Source organism: Fodinicola feengrottensis (assembly GCF_010993775.1).
GTDB lineage: Bacteria > Actinomycetota > Actinomycetes > Mycobacteriales > HKI-0501 > Fodinicola > Fodinicola feengrottensis.
This window is the reverse complement of record NZ_WOTO01000002.1, coordinates 131,005-156,628: the sequence shown is the minus strand read 5'-3', so window position 1 is coordinate 156,628 and position 25,624 is coordinate 131,005. Positions and strand designations below refer to the sequence as shown.

At 65.7% G+C, this 25,624-nt stretch carries 22 protein-coding genes and 5 pseudogenes; 11 read left to right on the top strand and 16 right to left on the bottom strand.

Annotated elements, in window-relative coordinates:
• Positions 1–10: 10 nt before the first annotated feature.
• From GNX96_RS02255 to GNX96_RS02235, 5 genes and pseudogenes are all read right to left on the bottom strand, one after another.
• The gene (locus GNX96_RS02255) at positions 11–1,168 is read right to left on the bottom strand and encodes an acyl-CoA dehydrogenase family protein (RefSeq protein WP_163566818.1); all 1,158 of its coding nucleotides are present in this window, start codon (positions 1,166–1,168) and stop codon (positions 11–13) included.
• Positions 1,165–3,151 (bottom strand): annotated as a pseudogene (locus GNX96_RS02250) (acetyl/propionyl/methylcrotonyl-CoA carboxylase subunit alpha). The gene GNX96_RS02255 and the pseudogene GNX96_RS02250 overlap by 4 nt, the downstream one beginning before the upstream one ends.
• The gene (locus GNX96_RS02245; RefSeq protein WP_163566817.1) at positions 3,151–4,746 is read right to left on the bottom strand and encodes an acyl-CoA carboxylase subunit beta; all 1,596 of its coding nucleotides are present in this window, start codon (positions 4,744–4,746) and stop codon (positions 3,151–3,153) included. The pseudogene GNX96_RS02250 and the gene GNX96_RS02245 overlap by 1 nt, the downstream one beginning before the upstream one ends.
• Positions 4,743–5,893, bottom strand: a pseudogene (locus GNX96_RS02240) (acyl-CoA dehydrogenase family protein). Before GNX96_RS02240 ends, GNX96_RS02245 begins: the two are co-directional and overlap by 4 nt.
• Positions 5,893–7,594, bottom strand: a pseudogene (locus GNX96_RS02235) (acyclic terpene utilization AtuA family protein). Before GNX96_RS02235 ends, GNX96_RS02240 begins: the two co-directional pseudogenes overlap by 1 nt.
• Before the next feature lie 209 nt (positions 7,595–7,803).
• Here GNX96_RS02235 and GNX96_RS02230 point away from each other — a divergent pair.
• Positions 7,804–8,709: a hypothetical protein gene (locus tag GNX96_RS02230; protein ID WP_279579119.1), complete on the top strand. Its 906-nt coding sequence runs from the start codon at positions 7,804–7,806 to the stop codon at positions 8,707–8,709.
• 97 nt (positions 8,710–8,806) lie between these two features.
• Positions 8,807–8,995, top strand: a complete 189-nt coding sequence (locus GNX96_RS02225; RefSeq protein WP_279579118.1) for a hypothetical protein — start codon at positions 8,807–8,809, stop codon at positions 8,993–8,995.
• Here GNX96_RS02225 and GNX96_RS48090 read toward each other — a convergent pair.
• Together GNX96_RS48090 and GNX96_RS02220 are read right to left on the bottom strand one after the other, a co-directional pair.
• A complete protein-coding gene (locus GNX96_RS48090) occupies positions 8,992–9,444 on the bottom strand; it encodes an aminotransferase-like domain-containing protein (RefSeq protein ID WP_279579117.1) in 453 nt (150 codons plus the stop codon). The two genes, GNX96_RS02225 and GNX96_RS48090, sit on opposite strands and share 4 nt — an antisense overlap.
• On the bottom strand, positions 9,407–10,411 hold the full coding sequence (locus GNX96_RS02220; protein ID WP_279579116.1) for an aminotransferase-like domain-containing protein: 1,005 nt from the start codon (positions 10,409–10,411) through the stop codon (positions 9,407–9,409). Before GNX96_RS02220 ends, GNX96_RS48090 begins: the two co-directional genes overlap by 38 nt.
• A 63-nt stretch (positions 10,412–10,474) precedes the next feature.
• Here GNX96_RS02220 and GNX96_RS02215 point away from each other — a divergent pair, with 63 nt between their 5' ends.
• Positions 10,475–11,599 (top strand): pyridoxal phosphate-dependent aminotransferase, encoded by a 1,125-nt coding sequence (locus GNX96_RS02215; RefSeq protein WP_163566814.1) that lies wholly within the window; start codon positions 10,475–10,477, stop codon positions 11,597–11,599.
• On the opposite strand, the gene thpD is transcribed toward GNX96_RS02215, so the two are convergent.
• From thpD to ectA, 4 genes and pseudogenes are all read right to left on the bottom strand, one after another.
• The gene (gene thpD / locus GNX96_RS02210) at positions 11,571–12,479 is read right to left on the bottom strand and encodes an ectoine hydroxylase (protein ID WP_163566813.1); all 909 of its coding nucleotides are present in this window, start codon (positions 12,477–12,479) and stop codon (positions 11,571–11,573) included. The two genes, GNX96_RS02215 and thpD, sit on opposite strands and share 29 nt — an antisense overlap.
• Positions 12,476–12,877, bottom strand: coding sequence for an ectoine synthase (locus GNX96_RS02205; RefSeq protein ID WP_163566812.1), 402 nt, complete (start codon positions 12,875–12,877; stop codon positions 12,476–12,478). The genes thpD and GNX96_RS02205 overlap by 4 nt, the downstream gene beginning before the upstream one ends.
• A 17-nt stretch (positions 12,878–12,894) precedes the next feature.
• A pseudogene (gene ectB, locus GNX96_RS02200) lies at positions 12,895–14,147 on the bottom strand (diaminobutyrate--2-oxoglutarate transaminase).
• Between the two features lie 10 nt (positions 14,148–14,157).
• Positions 14,158–14,724 carry a diaminobutyrate acetyltransferase gene (ectA, locus tag GNX96_RS02195; protein WP_163566811.1) on the bottom strand — a complete coding sequence of 189 codons (567 nt, stop codon included), beginning with the start codon at positions 14,722–14,724 and terminating at the stop codon, positions 14,158–14,160.
• A 399-nt stretch (positions 14,725–15,123) separates the two neighbouring features.
• Between ectA and GNX96_RS02190 the strand changes: the two genes are divergently transcribed.
• Both GNX96_RS02190 and GNX96_RS62210 read left to right on the top strand, forming a co-directional pair.
• Positions 15,124–16,185 carry an alpha/beta fold hydrolase gene (locus GNX96_RS02190; protein ID WP_163566899.1) on the top strand — a complete coding sequence of 354 codons (1,062 nt, stop codon included), beginning with the start codon at positions 15,124–15,126 and terminating at the stop codon, positions 16,183–16,185.
• Entirely contained in the window at positions 16,179–16,448 is a 270-nt protein-coding gene (locus GNX96_RS62210; protein WP_390623886.1) for an alpha/beta hydrolase, read from the top strand. Before GNX96_RS02190 ends, GNX96_RS62210 begins: the two co-directional genes overlap by 7 nt.
• Here the strand turns inward: GNX96_RS62210 and GNX96_RS02180 are convergent.
• Positions 16,404–17,297, bottom strand: coding sequence for an AurF N-oxygenase family protein (locus GNX96_RS02180; protein WP_163566809.1), 894 nt, complete (start codon positions 17,295–17,297; stop codon positions 16,404–16,406). The genes GNX96_RS62210 and GNX96_RS02180 overlap by 45 nt on opposite strands.
• A gap of 154 nt (positions 17,298–17,451) precedes the next feature.
• Positions 17,452–17,883: a hypothetical protein gene (locus GNX96_RS02175; RefSeq protein WP_163566808.1), complete on the bottom strand. Its 432-nt coding sequence runs from the start codon at positions 17,881–17,883 to the stop codon at positions 17,452–17,454.
• Positions 17,884–18,038: 155 nt separating this feature from the next.
• Between GNX96_RS02175 and GNX96_RS02170 the strand changes: the two genes are divergently transcribed.
• Positions 18,039–18,602 carry an MOSC domain-containing protein gene (locus tag GNX96_RS02170; RefSeq protein ID WP_313885567.1) on the top strand — a complete coding sequence of 188 codons (564 nt, stop codon included), beginning with the start codon at positions 18,039–18,041 and terminating at the stop codon, positions 18,600–18,602.
• Positions 18,603–18,713: 111 nt separating this feature from the next.
• Here GNX96_RS02170 and GNX96_RS48085 read toward each other — a convergent pair whose 3' ends face one another.
• From GNX96_RS48085 to GNX96_RS02160, 3 genes are read right to left on the bottom strand one after another with little or no spacing between them, the layout of a single operon-like run.
• The gene (locus GNX96_RS48085; RefSeq protein WP_279579115.1) at positions 18,714–19,139 is read right to left on the bottom strand and encodes a DUF445 domain-containing protein; all 426 of its coding nucleotides are present in this window, start codon (positions 19,137–19,139) and stop codon (positions 18,714–18,716) included.
• Positions 19,136–19,945 (bottom strand): DUF445 domain-containing protein, encoded by an 810-nt coding sequence (locus GNX96_RS48080; protein ID WP_279579114.1) that lies wholly within the window; start codon positions 19,943–19,945, stop codon positions 19,136–19,138. The genes GNX96_RS48085 and GNX96_RS48080 overlap by 4 nt, the downstream gene beginning before the upstream one ends.
• Before the next feature lie 41 nt (positions 19,946–19,986).
• Complete coding sequence (locus tag GNX96_RS02160; protein ID WP_279579113.1) at positions 19,987–20,829, bottom strand: SDR family oxidoreductase; 843 nt, start codon at positions 20,827–20,829, stop codon at positions 19,987–19,989.
• Between GNX96_RS02160 and GNX96_RS02155 the strand changes: the two genes are divergently transcribed.
• From GNX96_RS02155 to GNX96_RS60795, 5 genes and pseudogenes are all read left to right on the top strand, one after another.
• Complete coding sequence (locus GNX96_RS02155) at positions 20,828–21,877, top strand: amidohydrolase family protein (protein WP_279579112.1); 1,050 nt, start codon at positions 20,828–20,830, stop codon at positions 21,875–21,877. The genes GNX96_RS02160 and GNX96_RS02155 overlap by 2 nt on opposite strands.
• 96 nt (positions 21,878–21,973) lie before the next feature.
• Positions 21,974–22,144, top strand: a complete 171-nt coding sequence (locus GNX96_RS02150; protein WP_163566806.1) for a hypothetical protein — start codon at positions 21,974–21,976, stop codon at positions 22,142–22,144.
• 197 nt (positions 22,145–22,341) lie between these two features.
• Positions 22,342–23,460 (top strand): CaiB/BaiF CoA transferase family protein, encoded by a 1,119-nt coding sequence (locus GNX96_RS02145; RefSeq protein ID WP_163566805.1) that lies wholly within the window; start codon positions 22,342–22,344, stop codon positions 23,458–23,460.
• Between the two features lie 31 nt (positions 23,461–23,491).
• Positions 23,492–24,076: a PH domain-containing protein gene (locus tag GNX96_RS02140; RefSeq protein WP_279579111.1), complete on the top strand. Its 585-nt coding sequence runs from the start codon at positions 23,492–23,494 to the stop codon at positions 24,074–24,076.
• Between the two features lie 80 nt (positions 24,077–24,156).
• Positions 24,157–25,566 (top strand): annotated as a pseudogene (locus tag GNX96_RS60795) (PH domain-containing protein); the annotation flags it as partial.
• Positions 25,567–25,624: the final 58 nt, after the last annotated feature.

Here is a 25,624-nt window from a genome sequence, read left to right as displayed (position 1 = left end):
CTTCCCTTTCCTAGTAGGACTTCGGAAGACCCAGCGAGAACTGGGCGATGAAGTTCAGGATCATTTCCCGGCTTACCGGCGCGATCCGGCCGACCCGGGAAGCCGCGATCAGCGAAGCCACCCCGTATTCGGCGGTCATGCCGTTGCCGCCCATCGACTGCACCGCCTGGTCGACGGCTCGGACGGCGACCTCGGCGGCGGCATATTTCGCCATGTTCGCTGCCTCACCGGCGCCCATGTCGTCGCCGCTGTCATAAAGGAAAGCGGCCTTCCGCATCATCAACCGGGCCAGCTCCAACTCGATCTTGATCTGCGCCAGCGGGTGCGCAATGCCTTGGTGCGCACCAATCGGCGTCTTCCAGACCGTGCGGTCGTTCACGTACCGAACGGCCTTCTCCAGCACGTGTCGTGCGATGCCGGACGAAAACGCCGAGGCCATCACTCTTTCCGGGTTCAGGCCGGCGAAAAGCTGCATCAGGCCAGCGTCTTCGGTGCCGATCAACGCATCGGCCGGCAAGTGCACGTCATCCAGGAACAACATGAACTGGCGGTCCACGGACACGAGTTCCATGTCGATTTGCTTGCGTTCCAAGCCTTTCGCGTCGGTGGGTACGACGAAAAGCACCGGCTTGAGCTTGCCGGACTTGGCGTCCTCGGTGCGCCCGACGATCAGCACAGCATCGGCCACGTCGACCCCGGAAATGAAGACCTTCCGGCCGGACAGCACCCATTCGGTGCCGTCCCGGCGGGCGGTGGTGGTCAACCGGTGTGAGTTGGAGCCCGCGTCCGGCTCGGTGATCCCGAAAGCCATCGTGAACGATCCGTCCGCGATGCCCGGCAGGTAACGCTGCTTCTGTTCGTCGGTCCCGAAACGGTTGATCACCGTGCCACAGATCGCCGGCGAGACAACCATCATCAACAGCGGACAGCCGGCCGCGCCGAGTTCTTCCAACACGATCGCCAGCTCCGTCATGCCAGCGCCACCGCCGCCGTATTCCTCCGGCAGGTTCACGCCGAGGAAGCCCTGTTTCCCGGCCTCCTGCCAGAGTTCGTCGCAGTATTCGCCGGCCCGCGCTTTCCTCACGTAGTAGTCGTAGCCGTAGCGCTTGCCCAACTCGGCGACCGCGGCGCGAAGCGCCTTCTGTTCCTCGGTTTCGTTGAAGCTCACGATCCACTCTCCTCGTCGGTTTCCGGACGTACGACCGCAAGCACGGCGCCGATCTCCACCTGCTGTCCGATCCGGACGGTCAGCTCGTCCACCACTCCGGCCACCGGCGCGCTGACCTGGTGTTCCATTTTCATCGCCTCCAGCCACAGCAGCGGCTGGCCGGCTCGTACGCGATCTCCGACGGCAACCGCCAGCCGAACGATCGAGCCGGGCATCGGCGCGGTCAGCGACCCGGAGGCGGCGCCCGAATCCGCGGGCGCGAAGCGTCCGATCCGGTGCACCTGCACCGAGCCAGATGCGGAGTCCACACATCGAAGATCCTCGTACCGGGCGACCGAAAACCATCGCCGGACTCCCCCGACGACCAACGCGACTCCGGCCGCGCTCGCTTCGACCAGCCCAACGTTCGGATGGTCCGGCGCGGCCAGCCCATCCCGGGAGAGTCGGTACGACACACCACGTGCTCATCGGTGCCATCGGCGTACTTTTTCCGCAGTGGTGTGGAAAACACGTTCCGCCAGCCGACCGGTAGGCCGGACAGGTCACCGGCGTCCCGTCGGTTCGCCTCGGCGTCGGCCACCGCGCAGGCCAACGCGGCCAGCTTGACCTCGTCCTTGTCCAGCAGTGGCTGGAAAAGATCGTGGTGCTCAAGGAAGTCCGTACGAGTCTCGCCGGCCAGGAAGTCCGGATCGCTGAGCACTCGTACGAGCAAGTCGCGGTTGGTCTTCAGACCGTGAATCGTCATCCTTCGGAGCGCTCCGGCCAAAGCCGTGGCCGCCTCCCGCCGATCCGGATGCCAGGCGATCACCTTCGCCAGCATCGGATCGTAGTGAATGCCGACCTCGGATCCGTTCTGTACGCCCGAATCCAACCGCAGGCCGTACGACCGCAAGACCTCAAACTCGAGAGCCGGCTGGGCCAGCTCAAACCGATAGAGGACGCCGGTCTGCGGCTGCTGCTATTGCCGGGATCCTCCGCATAGAGCCGAACTTCGATCGCATGTCCCTGCGCGACCGGTGCGATGGCCGGCAATGGCTCACCTTCGGCGATCCGTAGCTGTAGCCGGACCAGGTCGACCTGATGCACGCACTCCGTGACCGGATGCTCGACCTGCAGCCGGGTGTTCATTTCCAGGAAGAAGAACTCGCCGTCATCGGTGGCCAGGAACTCCACTGTGCCAGCACCGCGATAGTCGATCGCCTTGGTGGCCGCGGTCGCCGCACTCATCAGCGCGGCTCGCATCGCCGGTTTCGTGGAAACCAAGGGCGAAGGCGTCTCCTCGACGATCTTCTGGTGTCGCCGCTGGATCGAACACTCCCGCTCCTGCAATGCCCACACCGTGCCGTGGGCGTCGGCCATCACCTGGACCTCGATGTGCCGGCCAGTCGGCAGATATCGTTCGCAGAAAACACTTCCGTCACCGAAGGCCGACGCGGCCTCAGCGGACGCCGCGGTCAGCGCGCCGGCGAGGTCCTCGAGCCGTCGCACCACCCGCATCCCGCGCCCGCCGCCGCCAGCGGATGCCTTGATCAGCACCGGAAGATCCGCATCCGTGACGTGCTCGGGCTCCAGTTGGCCCAAAACCGGTACGCCCGCCTCGATCATCAACTGCTTGGACGCGATTTTCGAGCCCATCGCGTCAATCGCGGCCGGTGGCGGGCCGATCCAGCACAGGCCCGCGGCCTCCACCGCGCGAGCGAACCCAGCGTTCTCGGAGAGAAATCCGTAGCCAGGATGCACCGCGTCCGCACCGGCCTCTTTGGCCGCCGCGATCAGCACGTCGACATTCAGATAGGTCTCCGCAGGCGTTTCTCCTGCCAGCCGTACGGCGGAGTCCGCCTCCGGTACGTGCGGCGACCCCGCATCCGGATCGGAATACACCGCGACCGTGCCGATCCCGAGCGCGGCACAGGTCCGGATGATCCGCCGGGCGATCTCGCCGCGGTTCGCGATCAGTACGGTGGAAATCACAGCCATCCTCATCACATCCGGAAGACGCCGAAGCCGTCCGCACCGCGAACGGGACCGGTGTGGATGGCGGACAAACACAGGCTCAGGATCGTACGGGTGTCCCGCGGATCGATCACCCCGTCGTCGTAAACCCACCCCGACAGGAACATCGCCAGCGACTCGGCCTCGATCTGGTTCTCCACCGCGGTCCGCATGGCCGCGTCGTTTTCGTCGCTGTACGGCAAACCTTTCGCTTCCGCGGAAGCTCTGGCCACGATAGACAGCACACCGGCCAACTGTTGCGGGCCCATCACCGCGGACTTCGCGCTGGGCCAGGCGAACAAGAACCTTGGATCGTACGCACGACCGCACATGCCGTAGTGGCCAGCGCCGTACGACGCGCCCATCAGCACCGAAAGATGGGGCACCTTGCTGTTCGACACCGCGTTGATCATCATCGCGCCGTGTTTGATAATCCCGCCGCGCTCATAGCTGGCCCCGACCATGTAGCCGGTGGTGTTGTGCAGGAACAACAAAGGCGTGTCGGACCGGTTCGCCAACTGGATGAACTGGGCCGCCTTCTGCGACTCCTCGCTGAAAAGGATCCCGCGGGCGTTGGCGAGAATGCCGATCGGATAACCGTAGATGCGCGCCCACCCCGTCACCAGGCTCGACCCGTACAACGGCTTGAACTCGTCGAAATCCGAGTCGTCGACAATCCGTGCGATCACCTCACGTGGATCGAAAGGTGTCTTCAGGTCGACGGGCACGACCCCGAGCAAGTCATCCGCGCCATAGCGGGGATCCTGCCGCACGGCAGGACGCGGGCCTTCTTTAGACCAGTTGAGCCGCGCGACGATTCGCCGGGCGATCCCCAGCCCGTCCGTTTCGTCGACGGCGAAGTAATCCGCCAACCCGGAGACGCGGGCATGCATGTCCGCGCCGCCCAGTGACTCGTCGTCGGAGTCCTCGCCGGTGGCCATTTTCACCAGCGGCGGCCCGCCGAGAAACACCTTCGACCGCTCGTTGATCATCACGACGTGGTCGCACATGCCCGGCACGTACGCGCCGCCGGCCGTCGAATTTCCGAACACCACCGCGACAGTCGGGATGCCGGCGGCGGAAAGTCGGCTCAGATCCCGGAACATCTGCCCGCCCGGGATGAAGATCTCCTTCTGGGCCGGCAAATCGGCGCCGCCGGACTCGACGAGGTTGATCAGCGGCAGCCGGTTCTCTTCGGAGATCTGCATCGCCCGGCGAACCTTGCGCCCGGTGTACGGGTTGCTCGAACCGCCACGCACGGTCGGATCGTGAGCAACCACCACGCATTCGACCCCGGACACCGTACCGACCCCGGTGACCACGCTCGCGCCGACGGCATACTGGGTGCCCCACGCGGCCAGCGGCGACAGCTCCAGGAAGGCACTGTCCTCATCGATCAGCAGCTCGATCCGCTCACGGACCAGCAGCTTGCCGCGTTTGCGATGCCGCTCCACGTATTTCGGGCCACCGCCGCCGACCGCCTTGGCGTGTTCGGCGTCGACCTCGGCGAGTTTGGCCATCATCGCCTGCGCGTTCGCGGCGAACTCGTCCGATCGAGTGTCCAAAAGGGACCGCAGCACGGTCATGAGGTGTATCCGAGCCGCCGCGCCCGCCAACGAGGTCATGATCTGCGCGCGCGCCACCGCCGATATCCAGGATTTTCATGTCGCGATAATGCCGTTCCACCTCGGAAGACCTCATGTATCCCATCCCGCCGTGCAGTTGTACGGCCTGGTCGACTACCCAGCTGCCGGCCTCGACCGCCGCGTTCTTGGCGAAACACACCTGGGCGATCAGGTCGGTCTCGCCGGCCACATACCGCCGGGCGATGTCCCGTACGTACGTGCGCGCCACGTCCGTGCGTTGGGCCATCTCGGTCAGCGTGTGCTGGACGACTTGCCTGGAGATCAGCGGCCGCCCAAAAGTCTCCCGCAGCCGGCACCACTGGACGGTCAGGTCGAGAGCCCGCTGGGCCGTCGCGTACGCCTGCACCGCCAACGAGATCCGCTCGGTCACGAAATGCTCGGCGATCTGGTAGAAACCGGTGTTCTCGGCGCCCACCAGGTTCGTCACCGGCACTCGTACGTCCACAAAGGACAGCTCGGCGGTGTCTGAACAGAGCCATCCCATCTTCGCCAGTTTCTTGGACACGGTGAACCCGGGGGTGCTCTTTTCGATCACCAGCAACGAGATCCCGTGCGCGCCGTCGCCACCGGTCCGGACGGCGGTGGTGACGAAATCCGCCCGGCATCCGGACGTGATGAAGGTTTTACTGCCATTAACGACATACGAGTCGCCATCCCGGCGAGCACTCGTCCGCAGCGAAGCCACGTCAGATCCGCCGTCCGGTTCGGTGATCGCCAGCGAGCCGATCAGCTCACCGGCCAGTGTCGGTCGGACCCACCGGTCGATCTGTTCAGAGTTTCCGGCCGAAACGAGGTGCGGCACGGCGATCCCGCAGGTCAGCAGCGAGGCGATCAGCCCGCCGCAGCCGCCGGCCGCGAAAATCTCCTCCACCGCGGTCAGCGAGTCCAGGATGTCCCCGCCGCTGCCGCCGACCGACTCCGGGAACGCCAGCCCCAGCAGCCCTATCGTGGCCGCTTCCTTGTGCAACTCGCGGGGAAGTTCGCCGACCTCTTCCCACTCGGTAAGGGACGGCAGCACCTTTGCGGCCATGAAACGCCGAACCGACTCGGCCAGCGCGGTTTGTTCGGGCGTACGAAAGGTGTCGATCACAGCAGCGACTCCGGAATGTCCACGTGCCGGGCCCTCAACCACTCGCCCAGGCCCTTCGCCTGCGGATCGAACCGGGCCTGCGAGGCCACTCCCTGCCCGAGCAGCCCCTCGACCACGAAGTTCAGCGCGCGCAGATTTGGCAACACATAACGCGAAACCGGCAGATCGGCGGCCTCCGGCAGCAGTCTGCGGAATTCGTCGACGGTTAGCGTGTGGGCAAGCCAGCGCCACGCCTCGTCCGACCTTGCCCACACGCCGACGTTGGCCGAGCCGCCTTTGTCGCCACTGCGTGCGTCCACGATCGATCCCAACGGGACCCGGCGGGTGGGACCAGTCGGCAGCGGGTCGGGCAACGCGGGCGTGGCCAGGTCGGCGAGCGCGAGCGTCTCTCTGGCCGCTGGCAAGGCAACGACCGTTCCGTCCGGCAGGTGAGCGTTGTGCGGAACCATATTCGCGTCGACGAAGGCAGCCGTGTAGACGGCGTACGGGGACGCTTTCCCAGGTGGAGCCGTGACAAAGAACCCCGGGTAGCTGGCCAGCGCCAGCTCGATCGCGGCCCCACTGAACGCCCGTCCCACCACGTCCGGGTTCGCATCCTTGACCACACAACGAAGCAGCGTGCTCGCCTGCTCCTCGGTCTCCCCGTCGGCGGCCGCCGTACGCGTCAACGTCCAGGTCAGCTCGGCCGGTGGCTGGGCAGCCAACGCGGCGGTCATCTGTGCCTTGACCAGCTCCGCCTTAGCGTCGATATCGAGGCCGGTCAACACAAACTCGACCTGGTTGCGAAAGCCCCCGAGAGTGTTGAGGCAGACCTTCACAGTCGGCGGCGGAGCTTCACCTCGCACCCCACTGATCCGTATCCGGTCTTTGTCCACTTCGGACAGTCGGATGGTGTCGAAGCGAGCGGTGGCGTCAGGATTCGCATAGCGCGGCGCACCTATCTCGTACAACAGCTGCGCGGTCACCGTTCCGATCGTGACCGCACCGCCGGTGCCGTCGTGTTTGGTGATCACACTCGAGCCGTCCGGATGGATCTCGGCGATCGGGAAGCCGGGCCGGCTGATGTCCAGCTCACCGAATCCGGAGTAGTTGCCGCCGGTTGCCTGCGTCCCGCACTCGATCACGTGACCCGCGACCACCGCTCCAGCCAGCGCGTCATGGTCGGCCGCCGTCCAGCCGTACCGGGCGATCGCTGGCCCGACCACCAGCGACGCGTCGGTGACCCCGGCCGGTGACCACGATGTCGGCGCCGGCCCGGAGGCATTCGGCGATGCCCCAGGCGCCGAGATACGCGTTCGCGGTCAACGGTTTCCCGAGATTCAGCTCGCCCGCGCGGGCCAACAGGTCGTCACCGTCGACGTACGCGACCGAAGCCGTCAGCCCGAGCTTGCCGACCACTTCCCGCAGCCGCTCAGCCAGCCCGGCCGGGTTGAGCCCACCGGCGTTGCTGACCACCATGACTCCGCGGTCGAGCGCTAATCCAAGGTTCTCTTCGAGCTGTCGTAGGAAAGTCTTGGCGTACCCAAGACTCGGATCCTTCATCCGGTCCCGGCCGAGAATCAGCATCGTGAGCTCGGCCAGGTAGTCGCCGGTGAGCACGTCCAGCGGACCGTCGGTGAGCATCTCGCGGACCGCCGAGAAGCGGTCGCCGTAGAACCCGGACGCGTTGCCGATCCGGATGGGTGCGCCAGCCGTCATGCGTGGAGCCTGCCCGGTCGCGCCGAAAAAAGCAAGCACGCCTGCTTGTTTTCTGCCTCTCCAACGATCGAGACGCCACGGATCACGCAGATCGCCCCCAACCGCGGCAACCCTGTGGTAAGTGTTGTTTTCCCGTCAAATGCGGCCGATCGGGGCGGTCAATATCGCGCTGCAATGGGGGCGACATGCCTGCGCGACCTAGTGGGACCATGCTCGACCGGGAGGACCAGCTGGCCCGGTCGCTCCGTACCGGACCCTTTCACCTGGCACTACGCAGCGCGATCGAGTGTCGCGGACTGTCCTTGGCTCGGCTCCAGTACCGACTCGCCCAACAGGGCATCCAGGTCGCTCAGTCCACCCTCAGCTACTGGCAGCAGGGCATCCGCCGACCGGAGCGAGCGGAGTCTCTCCGCGCGGTCACGATGCTGGAGGAGATCCTCCGGCTGCCGAATGGCTCGCTGACGATCCTGCTGGGCTCCCGCCGCCCACGCGGGCGCTGGCTCAACCACCTGCCCGGATCGCGCGCGCTGGCCGAGGTGATGTCCGGCCCGCGAGAGGCGGTGGACCGGCTGCTCACCGAGATTGGCGGCGCGCCGGGCAAAGTACGGGTAGCGAGCCTGCACGAGTTCCTTTTCCTGGACGGTCAGGGCCGGCTGGCGCGATCCGAGCTGCACCACGTCGTGCGGGCGGTCTCCGGGCGTACGGACCGGCTGGTCGCCTTGTACGCCGGCGACCCAGGCTGCGATGCGAGCCGGATCGACGTACGAGCCACCGTCAACTGCCAGATCGGCCGGATCCGCCGCGACTCCGTCGAGGGCCTGGTCGCCGCCGAGATCCTGTTTGGCCGAGAGGTGTCGGACGGCGAAACGCACGCCATGCGCTACGAATTCCTCGACGGCACCGCGGACACCCCGTTCCCCGGCCACCAGCGCGGTTTTTTCCCTTCTCCGGTGGGCAATATCTGCTGTTCCTGCAGTTCGACCCGGGCTGTCGACCCAGCCGCTGCCTCTACCGGTCGCTACGGCGAGACCCGCAACCGCAGGAAATTCCGGTCAGTTCACATTCAGCCGTCCACATCCTTGAGGACGACATCCAGCCGGGTGTCCTTTCGCTGACCTGCGACTGGCCCTGACCGCCGCCGGCCCCCTCTGGCGTCGCGCGGTGGGATTGGGCAGACTTGTGCCGCACAGCCCGGCAAAAGACAAGGACGATGTGAACCCCGCACGCAAACTGCGCCAAACGGCCGGTCAGGTCGCGATCGTGGCCTTTCTGGTCTCGCTGCTCACCACGTACTTCCACGCCACCGCCATCCGGACGCTGTCCAATGTGGTGTTCATGGTGGCGGCCATCCTTAGGCTCTGCCTGTTCGGGTTCGACAAGTTCGTCCGCGGCGGCCGCTAAACAGCGAGGGCGGGCGACGCTCGTACGCGCCGACCTGGTGGCCGGTAGGTCCGCCATGCCACCGCCAGCCGGCGGACCGCTTCGGCCTGAGTGTCCAGCGGTAACCGGAAATGCAGCCGGATGTGGTCTTCGCCGCCGCCGGTCACGTCCAAGCCGGCGCCGGGCAACACGGCGACTCCGTGCCGAATCGCCGCCTGCGCGAAAGAAGTGCCATCGCCGTACGGCAGCCGGACCCACAGGGTTTGACCGCCGCGAACCGCCGGCGCCTGCCAATCGGGCAGGTGACGGGCCAGTTCAGCCTGCAGATGGTGGTGACGGCGCTGAAGTTCCTCGGCCCGCCGCGACGAAAGTTCGTCGAGACGCCCGACCAGCTCGGCGGCCGCAAGCTGACCTGGCGTGTCACCGCCAATATCATGCACGGCCCGTAGCCGGGTCAGCCGCGCGATCACCGGCGCGGCGGCCCGCACCCATCCGATCCGCAGCCCACCCCACAGTGTCTTGCTCAAACGATCCCACCGCGATCACCGCTTCGCCGGTCATCGCCGGCGGTGGCCGCTCACCCGGAAATCCCAAGTCCGCCGGCACTTCGTCGGCGATCAGCGGCACTCCAGTGGCCGCGGCGACGGCCGCGAGGTGAACCCGGTCCGGCGCCGAAAGCACGGATCCGGTCGGATTGTGGAAAGTCGGGATCACGTACGCCAGCGCCGGCCGCTCTTCCCTTACGGCAGCGGCAAAGCCAGTCAGTCCGACGGGCAGTGCCCGGAGCACGGCTCCCTCCTCACGGAATGCCTCCAGCGCGCCCGGATAGGTGGGTGCCTCCAGCAGCACTCGCTCCCCCGGGCGTACGAATCCACGCGCCGTCAACGAAAGCGCCTGCTGGCCACCGTTGGTCACCAGCACTTCCTCAACGGTGGTCGGATTTCCCCGCTGCGTATAGCGTTCCGCGATCGCCGCCCGCAGCCGCGGATGGCCGGCCGGGTGATAGCCGATGTCGTTGCTGATCGACGCGAGCTCGGGCACTATTCGCGCGTACGCCTGCGCCACCTCCGGCGGTGGCGCGTCCGGAGCGGCGCAGGCGAACAGGATCACGCCGTCCCTGGGCTCCAGTTGGTGCAGGAACATCGGCGCCGCGGTGGTTTCCAGGGCCGTCGTCCGCCGTTCCCCGGCCACTCTGGTGCCACTGCCCTGCCTCCGGACGATCCGGCCGTCCTGGGTGAGCTGCTCGTACGCGGCGACCACGGTCGTACGCCCGACCGCGAGCGCCGCCGCAAGGCTGCGATCGGGTGGCAACGGCGTGCCCGGCGGCAGCTCGCCGTCATCGATCATCTGCCGCAATCGGCTCGCCAGCAGCACATAGAGCGGGCCGCGGCCGGTCGACCAGCGGCCCAATCGCTCGCTCAGCTCGATTGGCTCCATCTCCAAACCAATTCTGGCCGATTGGCTCTGGGAATGCCAGCCGGGGTGCCACACGATGGGGACATGACTCGATTTGCCCCGAACGCCATCATGTCCCTGGTCGGCGAGACGCCCCCGCATGATCTCGGCGAGAGCGTCAGCCCGGAGTTGCACCTGGGTGACCTGCTGTCCGGTGATCTTTCCGACCTGTCACTGGGATACGGCACCGCTGCCGGTGATCCGGCTCTGCGCGCGGCGATCGCCACCTCGAACGGCGTCGACGCGGACGAGGTCGTCGTCACCGTCGGTGGAATGCACTCGATTTTCCTGATCGCCTTTCTGCTGTGCTCCCCCGGCGACGAAGCGGTGACCGTGTCCCCGCTGTTTCCGATGTCCCGCAACGCGCTTGACGCGATGGGTGCGGACGTACGCGTGTTGCCGTTGACTTTCGAGGACGGCTACCGGCTGGATCCGGCCCGGCTACGCCCTTTGCTGACGCCCGCGACAAAACTCGTCAGTCTGGCGTCGCCGCAGAACCCGTCCGGCGTCGCTTTTTCGCCGGATACCGTGCGAGAGGTGCTCGCCATCATGGCAACGCAATGCCCAGCCGCGTACCTGCTGCTGGACGAGACATATCGCGAGGCAGCTTATGGTTCCGATCAGGTGACCGCCAGCGCGGCAGGTCTCAACGACCGAGTGATTTCAGTCGCCTCGCTGTCAAAATGCCACGGCGCGGCTGGACTTCGGATCGGCTGGACCATCACCCGTGATCCGAAGCTGCGAGAGAGCTTGGTGCTGGCCAAATTCAACACCGTCGTCACTTGCTCATCTGTCAGTGAGACGTTGGCCCTGCGCATTTTCCAGAACCTGGAGAACATTCTGGCGTCCCGCCGGCAGTCGCTCAGCACAGGTCTGGCCATGGTGGAGCAATGGGTGGCAGAAAACGCCGCATTCGTCGAGTGGGTACGCCCAGACGCCGGCGCGATCTGCTGTGTACGCCTCAAACCGGCTGCGTTCGACGACAAGGCAGTCGAAAGCTTCTATCAAACACTGCAAGATCACGGCGTACGAGTGGCCAACGGCACCTGGTTCGGCGAACCGGCCCGCGTCTTTCGCCTCGGCTTCGGTTTCCTCGCCGAGCCCGAACTGAAGGCCGCCCTTGACGCGTTCTCCGCCGCGCTCAGAGACCGGGGTTTTGGAGAGGCGTGAAAGTAGGGGAAGCGATGTACGGGGGACGGGGCTTGCGGGCCGAGTAGGGGGCTCGCAGGGTGTTTTCCATGCTGTTGAAAACGACGAAGATGTTCGAGCGCGGATACGGAGTGATGTTGTTCGCCGATCCGTGCATGATGTTGCAGTCGAACATCAACGCCGAGCCCGCCGACCCGGTGAACTGGTCGATGCCGTGGTCTGCCGCCAACTGGGTGAGACTTGCCTGGTCGGGGGTGCCGATTTCCTGTTCCTTCAGCGAAGCCCGGTAGTGGTCATCCGGCGTTTCGCCCACACAGGAAACGAAAGTGCGATGCGAGGCGGGCATCACCATCAGGCCGCCGTTGAACGGGTAGTTGTCGGTCAACGCGATGGACATGCTGACCGCGCGCATCGCCGGCATGCCGTCCTCGGCGTGCCAGGTCTCGAAATCCGAATGCCAGTAGAAGCCTTTGCCGGTGAATCCGGGCATGTAATTTACCCGACTCTGGTGCACGTAGACATCCGAGCCGAGAATCTGCCGGGCCCGGTCCAGCACTCGCGGCTGGGTGATCAGCTCCCGGATTGGCTCACTGATCTGGTGCACCTCGAAGACGGACCGCACTTGCGCGGATTCCTTCTCCACAATCGTACGTTCATCGGCTTTCAGCGCTGGATCGGTCGCCAGCTTCTCCAACTCCTGCCGGTAAAACCGCACCTCCGTCGGCGTCAGCAACCCGCCGACGGTCAGATATCCCTTTGACTCGTACGATCGGAGTGTCGCAGCCTCGATCGGCCCGGGCCGCTGGCCCCACACCGTCGGATCGACCCGCGGGATCAGCCGCGGCTGATCACCCACCCTGGTCGGATACGGATCGGACACTTTTGGCTCGGTGGTGGTCATGGGGCTACCTCCGTCTCGGCGATCAACGGATACACTCCGTTCTCGTCGTGCACCTCCCGGCCGGTGACCGGTGGGTTGAAAACACAGATCGTGCGCATGTCCGTCTTGGGCAGCAGTTGATGGTGCTCGTGGCCGTCCAACAGGTAGAGGCTGCCCGGGCCGATCTTGTACGTCTGGTCATTGTCCTTGTCGACCAGCTCGCCTTCCCCCTCGACGCACAACACGGCCTCGATGTGATTGGCATACCAGAAATCATTGATCGTGCCGGCATAAAGCACCGTCTCGTGCATCGAAAAGCCGACACCTTCCTTGGCGAGCACAATGCGCTTGCTCCGCCAGTTCGGCGTCCGTACGTCCCGGTCCGTCTCGTCGATTTCTTCCAGCGTACGAACAATCATCGCTCTCCCCTCTGCGGTCAGCCGACCGCGGCGGCGACCGACTCCGCCACCAGCCGCAGGCCCTCTTCGACCTCGTCATCGGTCACGGTCAGGGCCGGCATCAGCTTCGCGACCTCGCCGTCCGGTCCGGATGTTTCGATCAGCAGGCCACGCTCGAAGGCCTGTGAGCACACCGATCCAGCCAGGTCACCGGTGTCAAACGCGAGGCCACGGGCCAGTCCGCGGCCCTTCGGCTGCATCGGTACGCTCGGATGGGCCTCGACGATCTCCTTCAACGCCCGACCGATTGTCTCGCCCTTGGCCAGCGTCGACTTCTCCAGCTTGTCGTCCTGCCAGTATTCCCGCAGGGCGGTCGTCCCGGTCACGAAAGCCGGGTTAACGCCCCGAAAAGTGCCGTTGTGCTCCCCCCCGGCTCCCAGATGTCCAGGTCCCGCCGGATCAACGTCAACGCCAGCGGCAACCCGTAGCCGCCGATGGATTTGGACAGGCAAACGACATCAGGCGTGATGCCGGCCGCCTCGAAACTGAAGAACGGGCCGGTACGTCCGCATCCCATCTGGACGTCGTCCACGATCAGCAGGATGTCATGCCGTTGACACAGTTCCGCGAGGCCCTGCAGCCATTCCATCCGGGCGACATTAATGCCGCCCTCGCCCTGCACGGTCTCCACGATCACCGCGGCCGGCTCATTGAGCCCGCTGCCGCTGTCTTGCAGCAGCTTCTCGAAAAACAGGAAGTCCGGGGTCTGGCCGTCGAAATAGTTGTCGTACGGCATCGGGGTCGCATGCACCAACGGGATGCCCGCGCCACCGCGTTTCAGCGAGTTGCCGGTCACCGACAACGCGCCTAACGTCATCCCATGAAACGCGTTGGTGAAATTGATGATCGACTCGCGGCCGGTCACCTTGCGAACCAGTTTCAGAGCCGCCTCAACGGCATTCGCTCCGGCCGGCCCGGGAAACATCACCTTGTAGTCCAGCTCACGTGGACGCAGGATAGTGTCCTGGAAGGTCTCCAGGAAGTCCCGCTTCGCCACCGTGGTCATGTCCAAGGCGTGGGTGACCCCGTCACGGCCGAGATATTCCAGCAACGCCGCCTTCAGCACCGGATTGTTGTGCCCGTAGTTCAGCGCGCCCGCACCTGCGAAGAAATCAAGGTATTCTCGGCCGTCCTCGCTGTAAAGGTGACTGCCGGTGGCCCGGTCGAACACCGTCGGCCAACCCCGGCAATAGCTGCGCACCTGCGATTCCAGCGACTCGAAAATGCTCATCTCACTCCGTTCACGTGGTTCCCCGCCGAACGGGTGTGATCACCCAGGGACCGATGCGGTAAAGGTCCTCGGCTTGGTGGTTGTCCGGGAAATGTTGGTCCTCGAACAGCTCGGACCGGCCGAAATCGCAGCCCAATTTGCCGGCCAACGCTTCGAAAAGTCGTCGAGAGGCGAGGTTGTCCTGGGTGATGGTGGTTTCCATCCGGCGGACGCCCTGGACGGCCAGCTGATCCACCAGGCGGTCCAGCAGCGCGCCGGCGACGCCGTGCCCGCGAGCTTGCTCGTCCACCGCGATCTGCCAGACCACGACGGTGTCCGGAGTGGACGGTCGGACATAGCCAGTCACGAAACCGACGGTCCGCGAACCCATCCGGGCCACCGCGGACGTGTCGGCGAAGTCGCGACACCACAGCAGATAGGCGTACGACGAATTGACGTCGAGCACCTTCGAATCGCGGGCTATCCGCCACATGTCGGCGCCATCGGCGAGAACTGGCACGTCGATGCGTACGAGCTTGGCCCGCGACGGCAGCCGCGTGACCAGCCCGCCGGAGCGAGTTTCCGGTTGGATTGGCATGTTAGAGGACCCTAACAAGGGGTCCCGGTGGGCTCATTTCGGGAAACCCGGCAGACGTACTCTCACCAGGTCTTTCACATTTCAAACCGTGACGTGGTCAACAGTTTTCGGCGAACATCTGACCGAGAGTGGTCATGTCTCACTAACCGTCGCGTCCGTGCTCTATTCTGCGGCCGGTGATCTCACGTGCATTCGCAGCTACCCTGTTCCTGCTGGCCACGCTGGCCGCTGGCGCAACGACGAGCCCGCTGCACTGGGCCGACTGCGGCACCGACTTCGCCGGCTTCCAGTGCGCCACCATGACCGTCCCGATGGACTACCGGCAACCGCACGGTCGGCAGATCTCGCTCGCGCTGATCCGGCTGCCGGCCGCTCGCCCGGAAGAACGGATCGGTTTCACTGGTCACGAACTTCGGTGGTCCGGGTGCCGATGGCTACCGCAGCCTGCGAAAATTCGCGCGTACGGCGACATTTCCGCAAGCCGTACGGGATCGCTTCGATCTGGTCAGCTTCGATCCGCGCGGCATCGGACGGTCGACCCCCATCAACTGTTTCTCCTCCGACGCCGAACAGCAGGCCTATTTCAGCCAGCTACCCAATTTTCCTGACCTGAACCGTGCCGCTGAGCTACGGTTTTACCGGCAGGCAGCCGAATTGAGCCGGCGCTGCGAGCAGCATGCCGGTCCCCTGTTGGCGCACATGTCAACCGCCAACGTGGCTCGCGATCTGGACCGGCTGCGGCAGGCACTCGGCGATGATCGCCTGACCTACCAAGGATTCTCGTACGGCACAGTCGTCGGCGCAACCTACGCCAACCTGTTCCCGACCAAAGTGCGGGCGATCATTCTGGACGGCACGCTCGACATGGTGGGCAACGCGGTCGGTCATGGAGACGAGGGCAGCACGCTCTCCATCGGCACCCGACAGGGCGTCGCCGACGCGGGGCAAGAAGTCCTGTCGCAGTTCTTCTTGCTGTGCGCGAAAGCCGGAGCCCCATGCCCGTTCAGCGCGGGCGGCGACCTGCCCGGTAAATGGACCCACCTGCTCGCCGAAGCCAAACGTGCGCCGGTCACCAGTGGGGGTATCACGTACGACTACCCGACACTGTCCGGCGAGGTCTACAACGACCTGACCGCACCGATGCTCGATTGGCCGACACTGGGCACGCTTCTGCAGCAGCTGTACGACAAATCCGCACCATCCACTGTGGATAGTGACGATCAAAACAGTGCCTACCAAGACAACGGCTCGGAAGCGTACGTGGCTGTCCAGTGCGAGGACGCGGCCGCTCCGAAGCGCCTGTCCACCTACACGACACTGGGAAAGTCGGAGGACGCACGGATCCCGGCCTTCGGCCGGATGCAGGTCTTCGACCCGATGCCCTGCCCGACCTGGCCAGTGTCGACCGCGACCGCTTCGTCGGGCCGTGGAACCGTTCAGCCAGCCCGATCCTGGTGGTGAACTCCACGCACGACCCGTCCACCCCACTGTCCGGTGCGGTCAAAGCTGTGGCGCAGCTTCAAAACGCGCGCCTGCTTCCAGTCGAGGCGGCTGGCCACACGGCGTTGTTCCGTCCTCGCAGTGTTTGCGCAGACGCGTACGAACTCGCCTACCTGACAGCCCAAACCCTGCCGGCACCTGGCACAATCTGTCCCTCGGACGAACTTCCCTGGGGACTGTCAGCGAATGAGCGCGGCGCGGCGCCACCACACCCGCTCGCGTGAGCTGATCATGCCGACCTCGTCGAGATAGCCGATGATCTTTTCGCCCATCCACTGCCGAGTCCGCAGATAGTGCGGGTTCGCACGGGCGACTTTGCGCGCCCGCACGGGATCCAGGCCCACCGACGCGTACACCGTCGGCTGGATCAGGCTGTCCATCACGAAATACGCCACTACCGCGGTCATGTGCTGGTGGACGGCCAGTGCTGGCTTGGAAAGCTTGGGCACCTGGCGGGCCAACTCCTCGCGGGCGAATCGTACGTGCCGGGCCTCCTCGACCACGTGAATGCGGTTCACCATCCGAACCAACGGCTGGATTTGCGGATCGTCCATGGACTCCCGCTGCAGCCGGTCCAGGGTCTCCTCCGCCACCAGAACACCGGCGAACATGCTCGGACCACCGGCCACCATGGTGAAAATCCGGCCGAGTTCGTGCACCATCCGGGCCGGCCGGTACGACGGCGTGCCGAATTTCGCCGTCATCTTGGCGAACATCAGGCTGTGCCGGGTCTCGTCGCCGATCTCGGTGAGGGCGTACTGAGCATGCGAGGTGCGCGGATTCCGGTCATAGATATAGCGAGCGAGCACCTGCATCAGAATGACCTCAAACCACAGGCCCACACTCGCGATGCTCGCGACCTCGTGTTTGGACAACTCCACCCGCTGCCGGTGGCTCAGCCGCTCCCACAGCGGTGTGCCGTAGAGCGACACCCTTTCAAAGGGCGCATAGGGCATGTCCGGATCCAGCGCGGACTCCCAGTCGATGTCCACATCTGGATCGAATGAGTTCCGGGCCGACGAGTCGAGCAGTCGGCTCGCGGTCCGCTCTCGGTTCTGCACCTGGCCGGTCATCACGCCTCCCACGGCGCCACACGTACGAGATACTACGTGTTACACACACTCCTGTGTACGCGTGACGCTGTCAAGGTCCGGCAGGGCAACCATCCGGGAGAACGCTGATGAGGCTTAGCAGCCAGCCACCTCACTGCTGACGCCGAACTCGAAACTAGCTGCGGATCGTGAGACAGACATAATCCCTCCCGTGGTAGAGGGAGAAGGAGCCGTTCGCGCCGAGCACCCAGAACCGGGCACAGGCGAAGCTGTTCTCGTCGACGTTGACGTTCAAACTGACCTTTGTGTCGGTGTTGCTGTTCAGTACGGCGTTGGTCGCGCCGTTCGCCGTGTGGTCTTTCCCGCCCTGATGCCACCGGACCTGGACGTGCCCCTTCGCGGTTTCCGAGGTGGCGACAGCTATCACCGCTCCTATCGAGTCGATGTGCAGTTTGGTGCCGGCAACATCCGTGCAGATCACGGCGCAGGTGCGACCACCGGCGTAGGCCGGCGCGGTGGCGCCAGCGAGAACGGCGGTGCCGACAATGGCACCGACACAAAAGGCGAGCAGACTATTCCGCGACAATGCCTTGAGATGCGAGACCACGGGACTCCTTATAAGAGTGGTAACAACTGCACGCAGATGGTGCTCTTCGCAGATGTCAGGTCGTTGTCATCACCTTGTCACCAGCATCAGCACGGCTCACACCGGGGGGGTAAATCGTGTGACAGCCGGCAGGCGGGGCGCATAGCCTCGATCAAATGGGGTTCTTGTTGTCCTTGAATGTGGGCCAGAAGCGGCCGGTCGCCGCCAAGTCCGGCTTCAGCGGCATCGACAAGCGACCGGTCGCGGGCCCGGTGATGCTGCGTTCCCCTGGACCCAAACACGGCGGCCTCGGCAGCGGCCTGGTGGGCGACGAAATCATCGACGTGGCGAACCACGGCGGCGACGACCAGGCGGTCTACGCGTACGCGCGCGAGGACCTGGACGTGTGGTCGACCGAGCTGGGCCGGCCGCTTTTACCGGGATTCTTCGGCGAAAACCTGACCACGACCGGGATCGACGTCAATGGCGCGCTGGTCGGCGAGCGGTGGCGGATCGGCGACGAAGTCGAGCTGCAGGTGACGCTGCCGCGGATCCCGTGCCGAACGTTCGCGGTGTGGATGGACCAGCGGGGATGGATCAAAACGTGGGTGAGCCGCGCGACGCCCGGCGCGTACCTGCGGATCGTACGGCCCGGCGAACTCCGCTCCGGTGATCCGGTCACGGTGGTCCACCAGCCGGCGCACGACACATCACGATCGCGATGGTCTTTCGGGCGCTGACCGTCGAACCGGACCTGCTACCGCTGTGCTCAACGCCGACGACCTGCCGGCCGACGCCCGAAACCTGGCCGAGCGGCGTACCAGCCTCGCCCTCGACGCCGAGCCGGCCAGTCAGCCCAGCAACAGCAGGACCTGAAGTTCCCCCACCAGGAAGCCGATAATCGCGCCGACCGTGATGAGTTTCCACTCGTCCTGACGAAAGGCCGGCCGGAGCAGCTCCTCGAACTCCATCGGGCTGAGCATCTGCATTTTCTCGGCGATCGTCGTACCGATGTCCAGCACATCGCTGGCATAGCCGGCCGCCGGCATGATCGCCTCACGCATCCGGGCCATCGCCAGCTGCGCCGCGCTCGCCTTCATTTCCTGGTAGCGCCGCGATCCGACGGTCAGCACCACGAACGGCTTGGCGATGCTGCTCTGCTCGTCGATCACGGTTTGCACTTCGTGCTGGACCAGGCCGAACAGCCGATCCGAGCGAGGTCCGGTGAGCAGCGACTCGACCACCGCGTCGGTGGTCAGCACTTCCTCGGCGATCAACCGGCCGTAGTCGCCGGCGATTTCCTGGCGGCGGCGGTGAAACAGGCCCTGCCAGCCGACACCGAAGAACTTCTTCGGCTCCCGCGGGTGGAAAAAATCATCTTCAGCGCGAGCCAGTCAGTCGCCCCGCCCACCACCAGCCCGAAGATCGGCATGATCAGCGGCTGCTGGGTGAGGGCCCAGAGCACCACCTGTACGAAACCCAGGACTAGTCCGAAAACCAGGCCGCAGCGGGCGATGAAGGTGAACTCGGCCCGGGAGATGTCCCGGATCAGCCGGTTCAAGAGATGTTTGTCCCGAGTGATGTTCTCGATCGCCATCGACCTGATGTCGACGAAACTGTCCACATCGGCCATCACTTCGGCGAGCAGCTTGCGGGTCACCGCGGGCGCCCGCGACTCGATGTTGGACAGCAGCAGCCGCTGCGCCACCGGCGGCAACATTTCCCAGAGATTGGGCTGATAGCGGGCCAGTACGTGACTGCCCACGTCCTGTACGACCTGCCGGAGCGGCTCCTCCATCTCCTTGGCGAGCCGATCCGGATCAAGCTGGTCGACGACCTCTTGCGGATCCAGCAGCCGGCCGATCAGCAGCTCACACGCGATGGTGGCCATCCGGCGGGCGTTCTTGGGCACGATGCCCTGCCAGCCCAGGAATGGCGGGATGCCGATGAACTCCATCGGGCGGAACATCATCTCGATAGCGACCCGTTTGGTCACATAGCCAATGATCGCCGCGATGATCGGCATCGACGCGTACACGAACCAGTGGCCAGCCAGTTCACGGCCGATGGCGTCGAGATGCACCGGGCCACCCCCATCCCGTCATCGGCGATTCCGGTCACACCCTACCGGTCAGTCAGGTCCTGGTTGCCCTGCTCAGTGGCCTGCTTCTGGAGATCACGCATGCCGGCCAGCCAGCGGTCGGGCTTGGCGGCCCGATACTCGTAGTAACCCTTCGCCTCCGGGTGCGGCAGGATCAGGAACTCGCCGGTCTGCAACGCGGCGGCCACCGTGTCGGCGACTTCCTCGGGCTCGATCGCGCTGTCCCCGAGAATCGCCTTGCCGACCTCGCCGGAGCCGGCCAGCATCGCGGTGCGTACGCCCTGCGGACACAGACACTGAACGGTGATTCCTTGGTCGCCGTACGTGATCGAGAGCCATTCGGCGAAGGCCACCGCGCCGTGCTTGGTGACCGAATAGGGCGCCGCGCCGATCATGGTCAGGAGGCCAGCGGCGGACGCCGTACTGACGAAATGGCCGCGGCCGCGCTGCACCCACGCTGGCATCAACTCGCGCGCCGCGTACACGTGCGCCATCACGTTGACCTGCCACGCAAGCTGCCAGTCACTGTCCAGCGAATCGATGCCACGGCCGGCCGGAGTGCCGGCGTTGGCGAAGAAGATGTCGATCTCACCGAGGTTTTCCCTTGCCTTGGCCACCAACTCACGGTTGCCTTCGGCACTGGAGATATCCGCTCCGACGCCGAGTCCACCCAGCTCAGCAGCCACCTCGCCGACCGCGTCGCCGTCGAGGTCCGCCAGCACCAGCCGCGCGCCGTCGGCGGCGAACCGGCGCGCCAACGCCGCCCCGATCCCCCGCCCAGCCCCGGTGACCACAATCCCGGCTCCCGACAACTCCATGCCTGCCTCCACCTGCTGCTCGCGATAAGTGTGATCATTGTGGGTCATGTGGCGCCTACCGACGACTCTCCTGCCCGACGGCCTGGAAGACCAGCTTTGGATTTCTGACGGCCGCTTAACGCGTACACCTCATGACAGTGCCGAAATACTCCCCGGTCGATATGTTTTGCCCGGTTTGGTGGATGCGCATGCTCACCTCACCCTGACACTGCGGGACGGCACGATGGTGCTGGCCGACCGCGCCTTCCGCGATGCGACGTTGGCCGCCGCGCGTACGGCCGGCACCCTGCTGATCCGCGATGTCGGCGGCGACCCGGCGCTGACCTTGGAACTGGCCCGCGATCCCTCGTCGGGCGTGCTCGCCGCCGGGCGCTTCCTTTCGTCACAGGATTACTACTTCCCCGGCGCGCACACGCCCGTCCACGCCGACGATCTGGCCGCGGCGGCGGTCGAGCAGATCCAGCTCGGGGCGCAATGGGTCAAGCTGGTCGGCGACTTCCCGTACAAACTCCAGAGAGGCGTGCCGTCCACGCCGACCTACCCGCTGGAGTCCGTACGAGCGATGGTCGACGCCGTCCACGCCGCCGGTGGCCGGGTAGCGGCCCACACGCAGTCCACTCACCTGGCGAACCTGGTCCCGCTCGGGATCGACAGCGTCGAACACGGCGACGAGATGGACGAGGCGAGCCTGCACACGATGGCCGCCACCGGTGCCGGCTGGACGCCGACGCTCTGCATGACGATGGCTCCCCCGCGTGCCACCGACTCCGAATATTTCCTTCGCCGCCGGGCCGCCCGCATCGAGCGGATGAAGACGATGATCCCACTCGCCCATCGGCTCGGCGTACCGATCATGACCGGTACGGACGTGGTCGGCTTCCTTCCTCAGGAAGTCAGCAACCTTGTCCACTGTGGACTGTCCCCTGTGGACGCCCTGCGATCGGCCACCACCACCGCCCGCACCTTCCTCGGCCGGCCCGGTTTCGTCGACGCAGAGCCGGCGGACGTGGTGACGTACGAAGACGATCCCCGTGAGGATCCTTCGGTGCTGGGCAAGCCCGCCGCGGTGGTACGACGCGGGGTTCGCATCGCCTAGGCCTGGCCAGCGGCATCGTGACAGCGAATCGTCAGCGTCGTGCAAGCGGCACCTGCTTTGCTGATATCGCTCATTTTTCAGCGAAAGGTGATTCTGGTGAACAAGTTTGTCCCGGCCGTGGTGGCCACCGCCCTCGCGTTGTCCATCGGCGCGGCCACGATGGCGCCGGTCGCCGCCAGCGCGGCACAGCATGGTTCCCGCAACTGCATCTGGCGAGTCGACTCGCCCGGTGCCTACATGAACGCCCAGCGGCGTCTTCTATTTTGAGGCCGCCAACAACGAACTTTGGGGCAAAGGCCCGAGCGACCTCTACTCGTACGAACACCATGTCTGGGGAAACATCTCGCCGGCGGTCGTGCACATCGAGAGCTGCGACCCGTAAGAGGCTTGCTGCACCCTGCCAGACACCTGGGTTAGCGTACGTTCAGTAGGTTAGCCCAGGTGTCAGCTGGAGGGTGGAGCGCATGAGTGGACCGCTGCAGGGACTGACAGTCATCGAGCTCGCCGGGCTGGCGCCGGCGCCGTTCGCGGCGACTGTCCTCGCCGATTACGGCGCGGATGTCGTACGCGTCGAGCGAACGTCGGTCGCTGGCGCCCCTGGCGATCCACTCGCGCGTAGCCGCAGGTCAATCGCGGTGGATACGAAGCATCCCGCGGGCGTGGACATCCTTCTGCGGCTGGTCGAGAGGTCGGACGTACTCATCGAAGGCTTCCGTCCCGGTGTCACTGAGCGCGGCGGGTACGGGCCGGCGCACTGTCTCGCGCGGAACCCGCGGCTGGTTTACGGCCGGATGACCGGCTGGGGGCAGCAGGGTCCGCTCGCGCCCACCGCCGGCCACGACATCGACTACATCGCGATCGCCGGGGCGCTGGAGCCGATCGGCCGCGCCGGCCAGACGCCCGTCCCGCCGCTGAATCTGCTCGGCGACTTCGGTGGCGGCGGGCTGCTGCTGGCCACCGGCATTCTCGCCGCGCTGTTCGAGCGGGAGCGCTCCGGCAAAGGCCAGGTCGTGGACGCGGCGATGGTCGACGGGGCCGCACTCTTGACGACGTTCATGCACGGGATGCGGGCAGTGGGCATGTGGAATGGGCCGCGGGGCACCAATCTGCTCGACGGCGGCTCGCCTTTCTATGACACGTACGAGACAGCCGACGGCAAATACGTCGCAATTGGTGCGCTGGAAGAGAAGTTCTACCAGGAACTGCTGACCATCCTTCGGTTCGAGGACGTCGAGAACCGGATGGACCCGAGCCAGTGGCCGCGGTTGCGCGAGCGGATTGGCGCCGCGGTGAAGACGAAGACCCGCGACGAGTGGGCGGAGCTGGCGGCCGCGAGCGACGCGTGCCTCGCGCCCGTCCTGACTCCCGGCGAGGCGCCGAGCCACCCGCACAACGCCGAGCGCGGCACGTTTGTCGAGGTCGCGGGGGTTACGCAGCCGGCGCCGGCGCCGCGCTTCGACCGTACACCGGCGGCTACCCCGGCCGCCCCGCCGCGGGCCGGCCAGGACACCGACGCGGTGCTCGCTGAGCTGGGCCTACGCGACCAGATCAGCGATTTGCGCAAGGCGGGCACAGTCGCGTAACGGACATCCGCACCGCCGTGGACAATGACAAATGACAGGGGTTCCAGTGGTCGCCCTGGCACTGGCGGCGACCTCGGCGGTGGGAGACAGTGAGAGCGTGACCGAAACAACGACCGGATCTCTTGCCGAGCCGAGCGGCATGCGGCTGGCTACGCCTCAAAACCTCGTCAGTCGCAAGGCGATTGGCTACTGGACCGTACGAGTTGCCCTCGGCTGGCTCGTCCTGATTGCCGGCCAAGTCGTCGCGCTCGTCATTTCGCAGCAGCCGTGGTTGTGGGCGACCATCGCCGTCACTGTGGTGATCGGTGCGGCCCATGCCGTCGTGATGCCGCAGTGGCGGTTCCGGGTGCACCGCTGGCAAACCACCGCCGAGGCGGTCTACACCAAGGCCGGCTGGATCAACCAGGAGTTCCGGGTGGCCCCGGTGTCCCGGATCCAGACCGTCGACACCGAGCGCGGCCCGCTGGAGCAACTTTTCAAGCTCTCCAAGGTGACCATCACGACCGCTTCGTCGGCCGGCCCGGTCAGCATCGAAGGCTTGGACGCGGACGTGGCGGCCCGGCTGGTCGACGAGCTGACCGCCACCACGCAGGCGACCCGCGGGGATGCCACGTGACCGCCCAGGCCCACACCTCCGAGCACGAGCCGGCCGAAACCGCGGTTGAAGACGACGGTTGGCGCCGGCTCGACCCGAAGATGCTGCTCATCCGGCCGGTACGAGAGCTGGTCAAGTTCGTTGTGCCGCTGTTCGCCATTTTCGTCGCCGGCAGGGTGTCCGGCGGATTCCAGTACGAGTACTACAGCTTCATCGGCGTCGCCATAGTGATCTTCCTCGGCATCCTGCACTGGTTCACCACGTCGTACCGGATCGGCCCGGACCAGGTCGAGCTGCGCACCGGCCTGCTCCGCCGCCGGCATATTGGAGTGCCGCGGGACCGGATCCGTACGGTCGACATGTCCTCCGACCTCATGCACCGCTTTTTCAAGCTGTCGGCGGTGACTATCGGCACCGGCCAACAAACCACCGAACGGCACGACAAACTCAAGCTCGACGCCATCACCGCGCAAGCCGCCGCGGCGATGCGGACCGAGCTGCTGCACCGTACATCCGTCTCCACCACCAAAACGACTCAACAGTTCCCAGTGGACGCGGCGGCCGGGGACGAGACCGAGACCGAATTGGTCCGGCTGGATCCGGGATGGCTGCGCTTTGCTCCCTTCACCCTGTCGGGCCTCGCCGCGGTCGGTGCGGCGGTCGGCATCTTCGGCCATTCGGTCAACGACTTCCGGATCGCCCTGGAGCGGTACGGCCCGGTGCAACAGGCCATCACCACAGTCGAGCAAATGGGCGTGCTGGCCGCCGTCGCCGTTATTCTGGTCATTCTGGTGGTGGTCGTGGCAATCTGCTCGACCGTCGCTTATGTGTTGGCGTACTGGAATTTCCGGCTCACCCGTGAGCAGGCCGGCACCCTGCACATCCGCCGCGGCCTGCTGACCACCCGGTCGGTGTCCATCGAGGAACGCCGGCTGCGCGGCATCGAGATCAAGGAACCGCTGCCGTTGCGGATCGTCCGAGGCGCCCGGGTCAGCGCGATCGCGGCCGGCCTCAGCCGCGGCGGCAAGGGCGCCGAGCGATCCAGCGGCGGCCTGCTGCTGCCGCCGGCTCCGCTCGCCGAGGCGCACAAGGTGACCGCCAAGGTGCTGCGGGAAACCACCGACCCGACCACCACTGCGCTGCTGCTGAAGCACCCGGCAGCGGCCATTCGCCGGCGCTTCACCAGGGCGATCGGGGTCGCCGCGATCCTGGTGGTGATCGCCGCCGCACTGGCTTGGTTCGCCATCCTGCCAGCCTGGGTCTTCACCATCTCGCTGGTATTGCTGCCGCTGGCCGCGATTTTGGGCTGGGACCGGGCCCGCAGCCTCGGGCACGCGCTGACCGATCGCTACCTGGTTAGTCGCAAGGGCAGTCTGCAAAGGGAAACCACCGCGATCGGGATCGACGGCATCATCGGCTGGCGGATCCACCGGTCGTTCTTCCAGCGCCGTCTCGGCCTGGTCACCCTGGTGGCGACCACTGGTACGCCGCACGGTGGGCACTTCGTCATCGATGTCACCGAATCCGAGGCGGTTCGGCTGATCGCCGGCAGCACCCCGGCGATCCTGC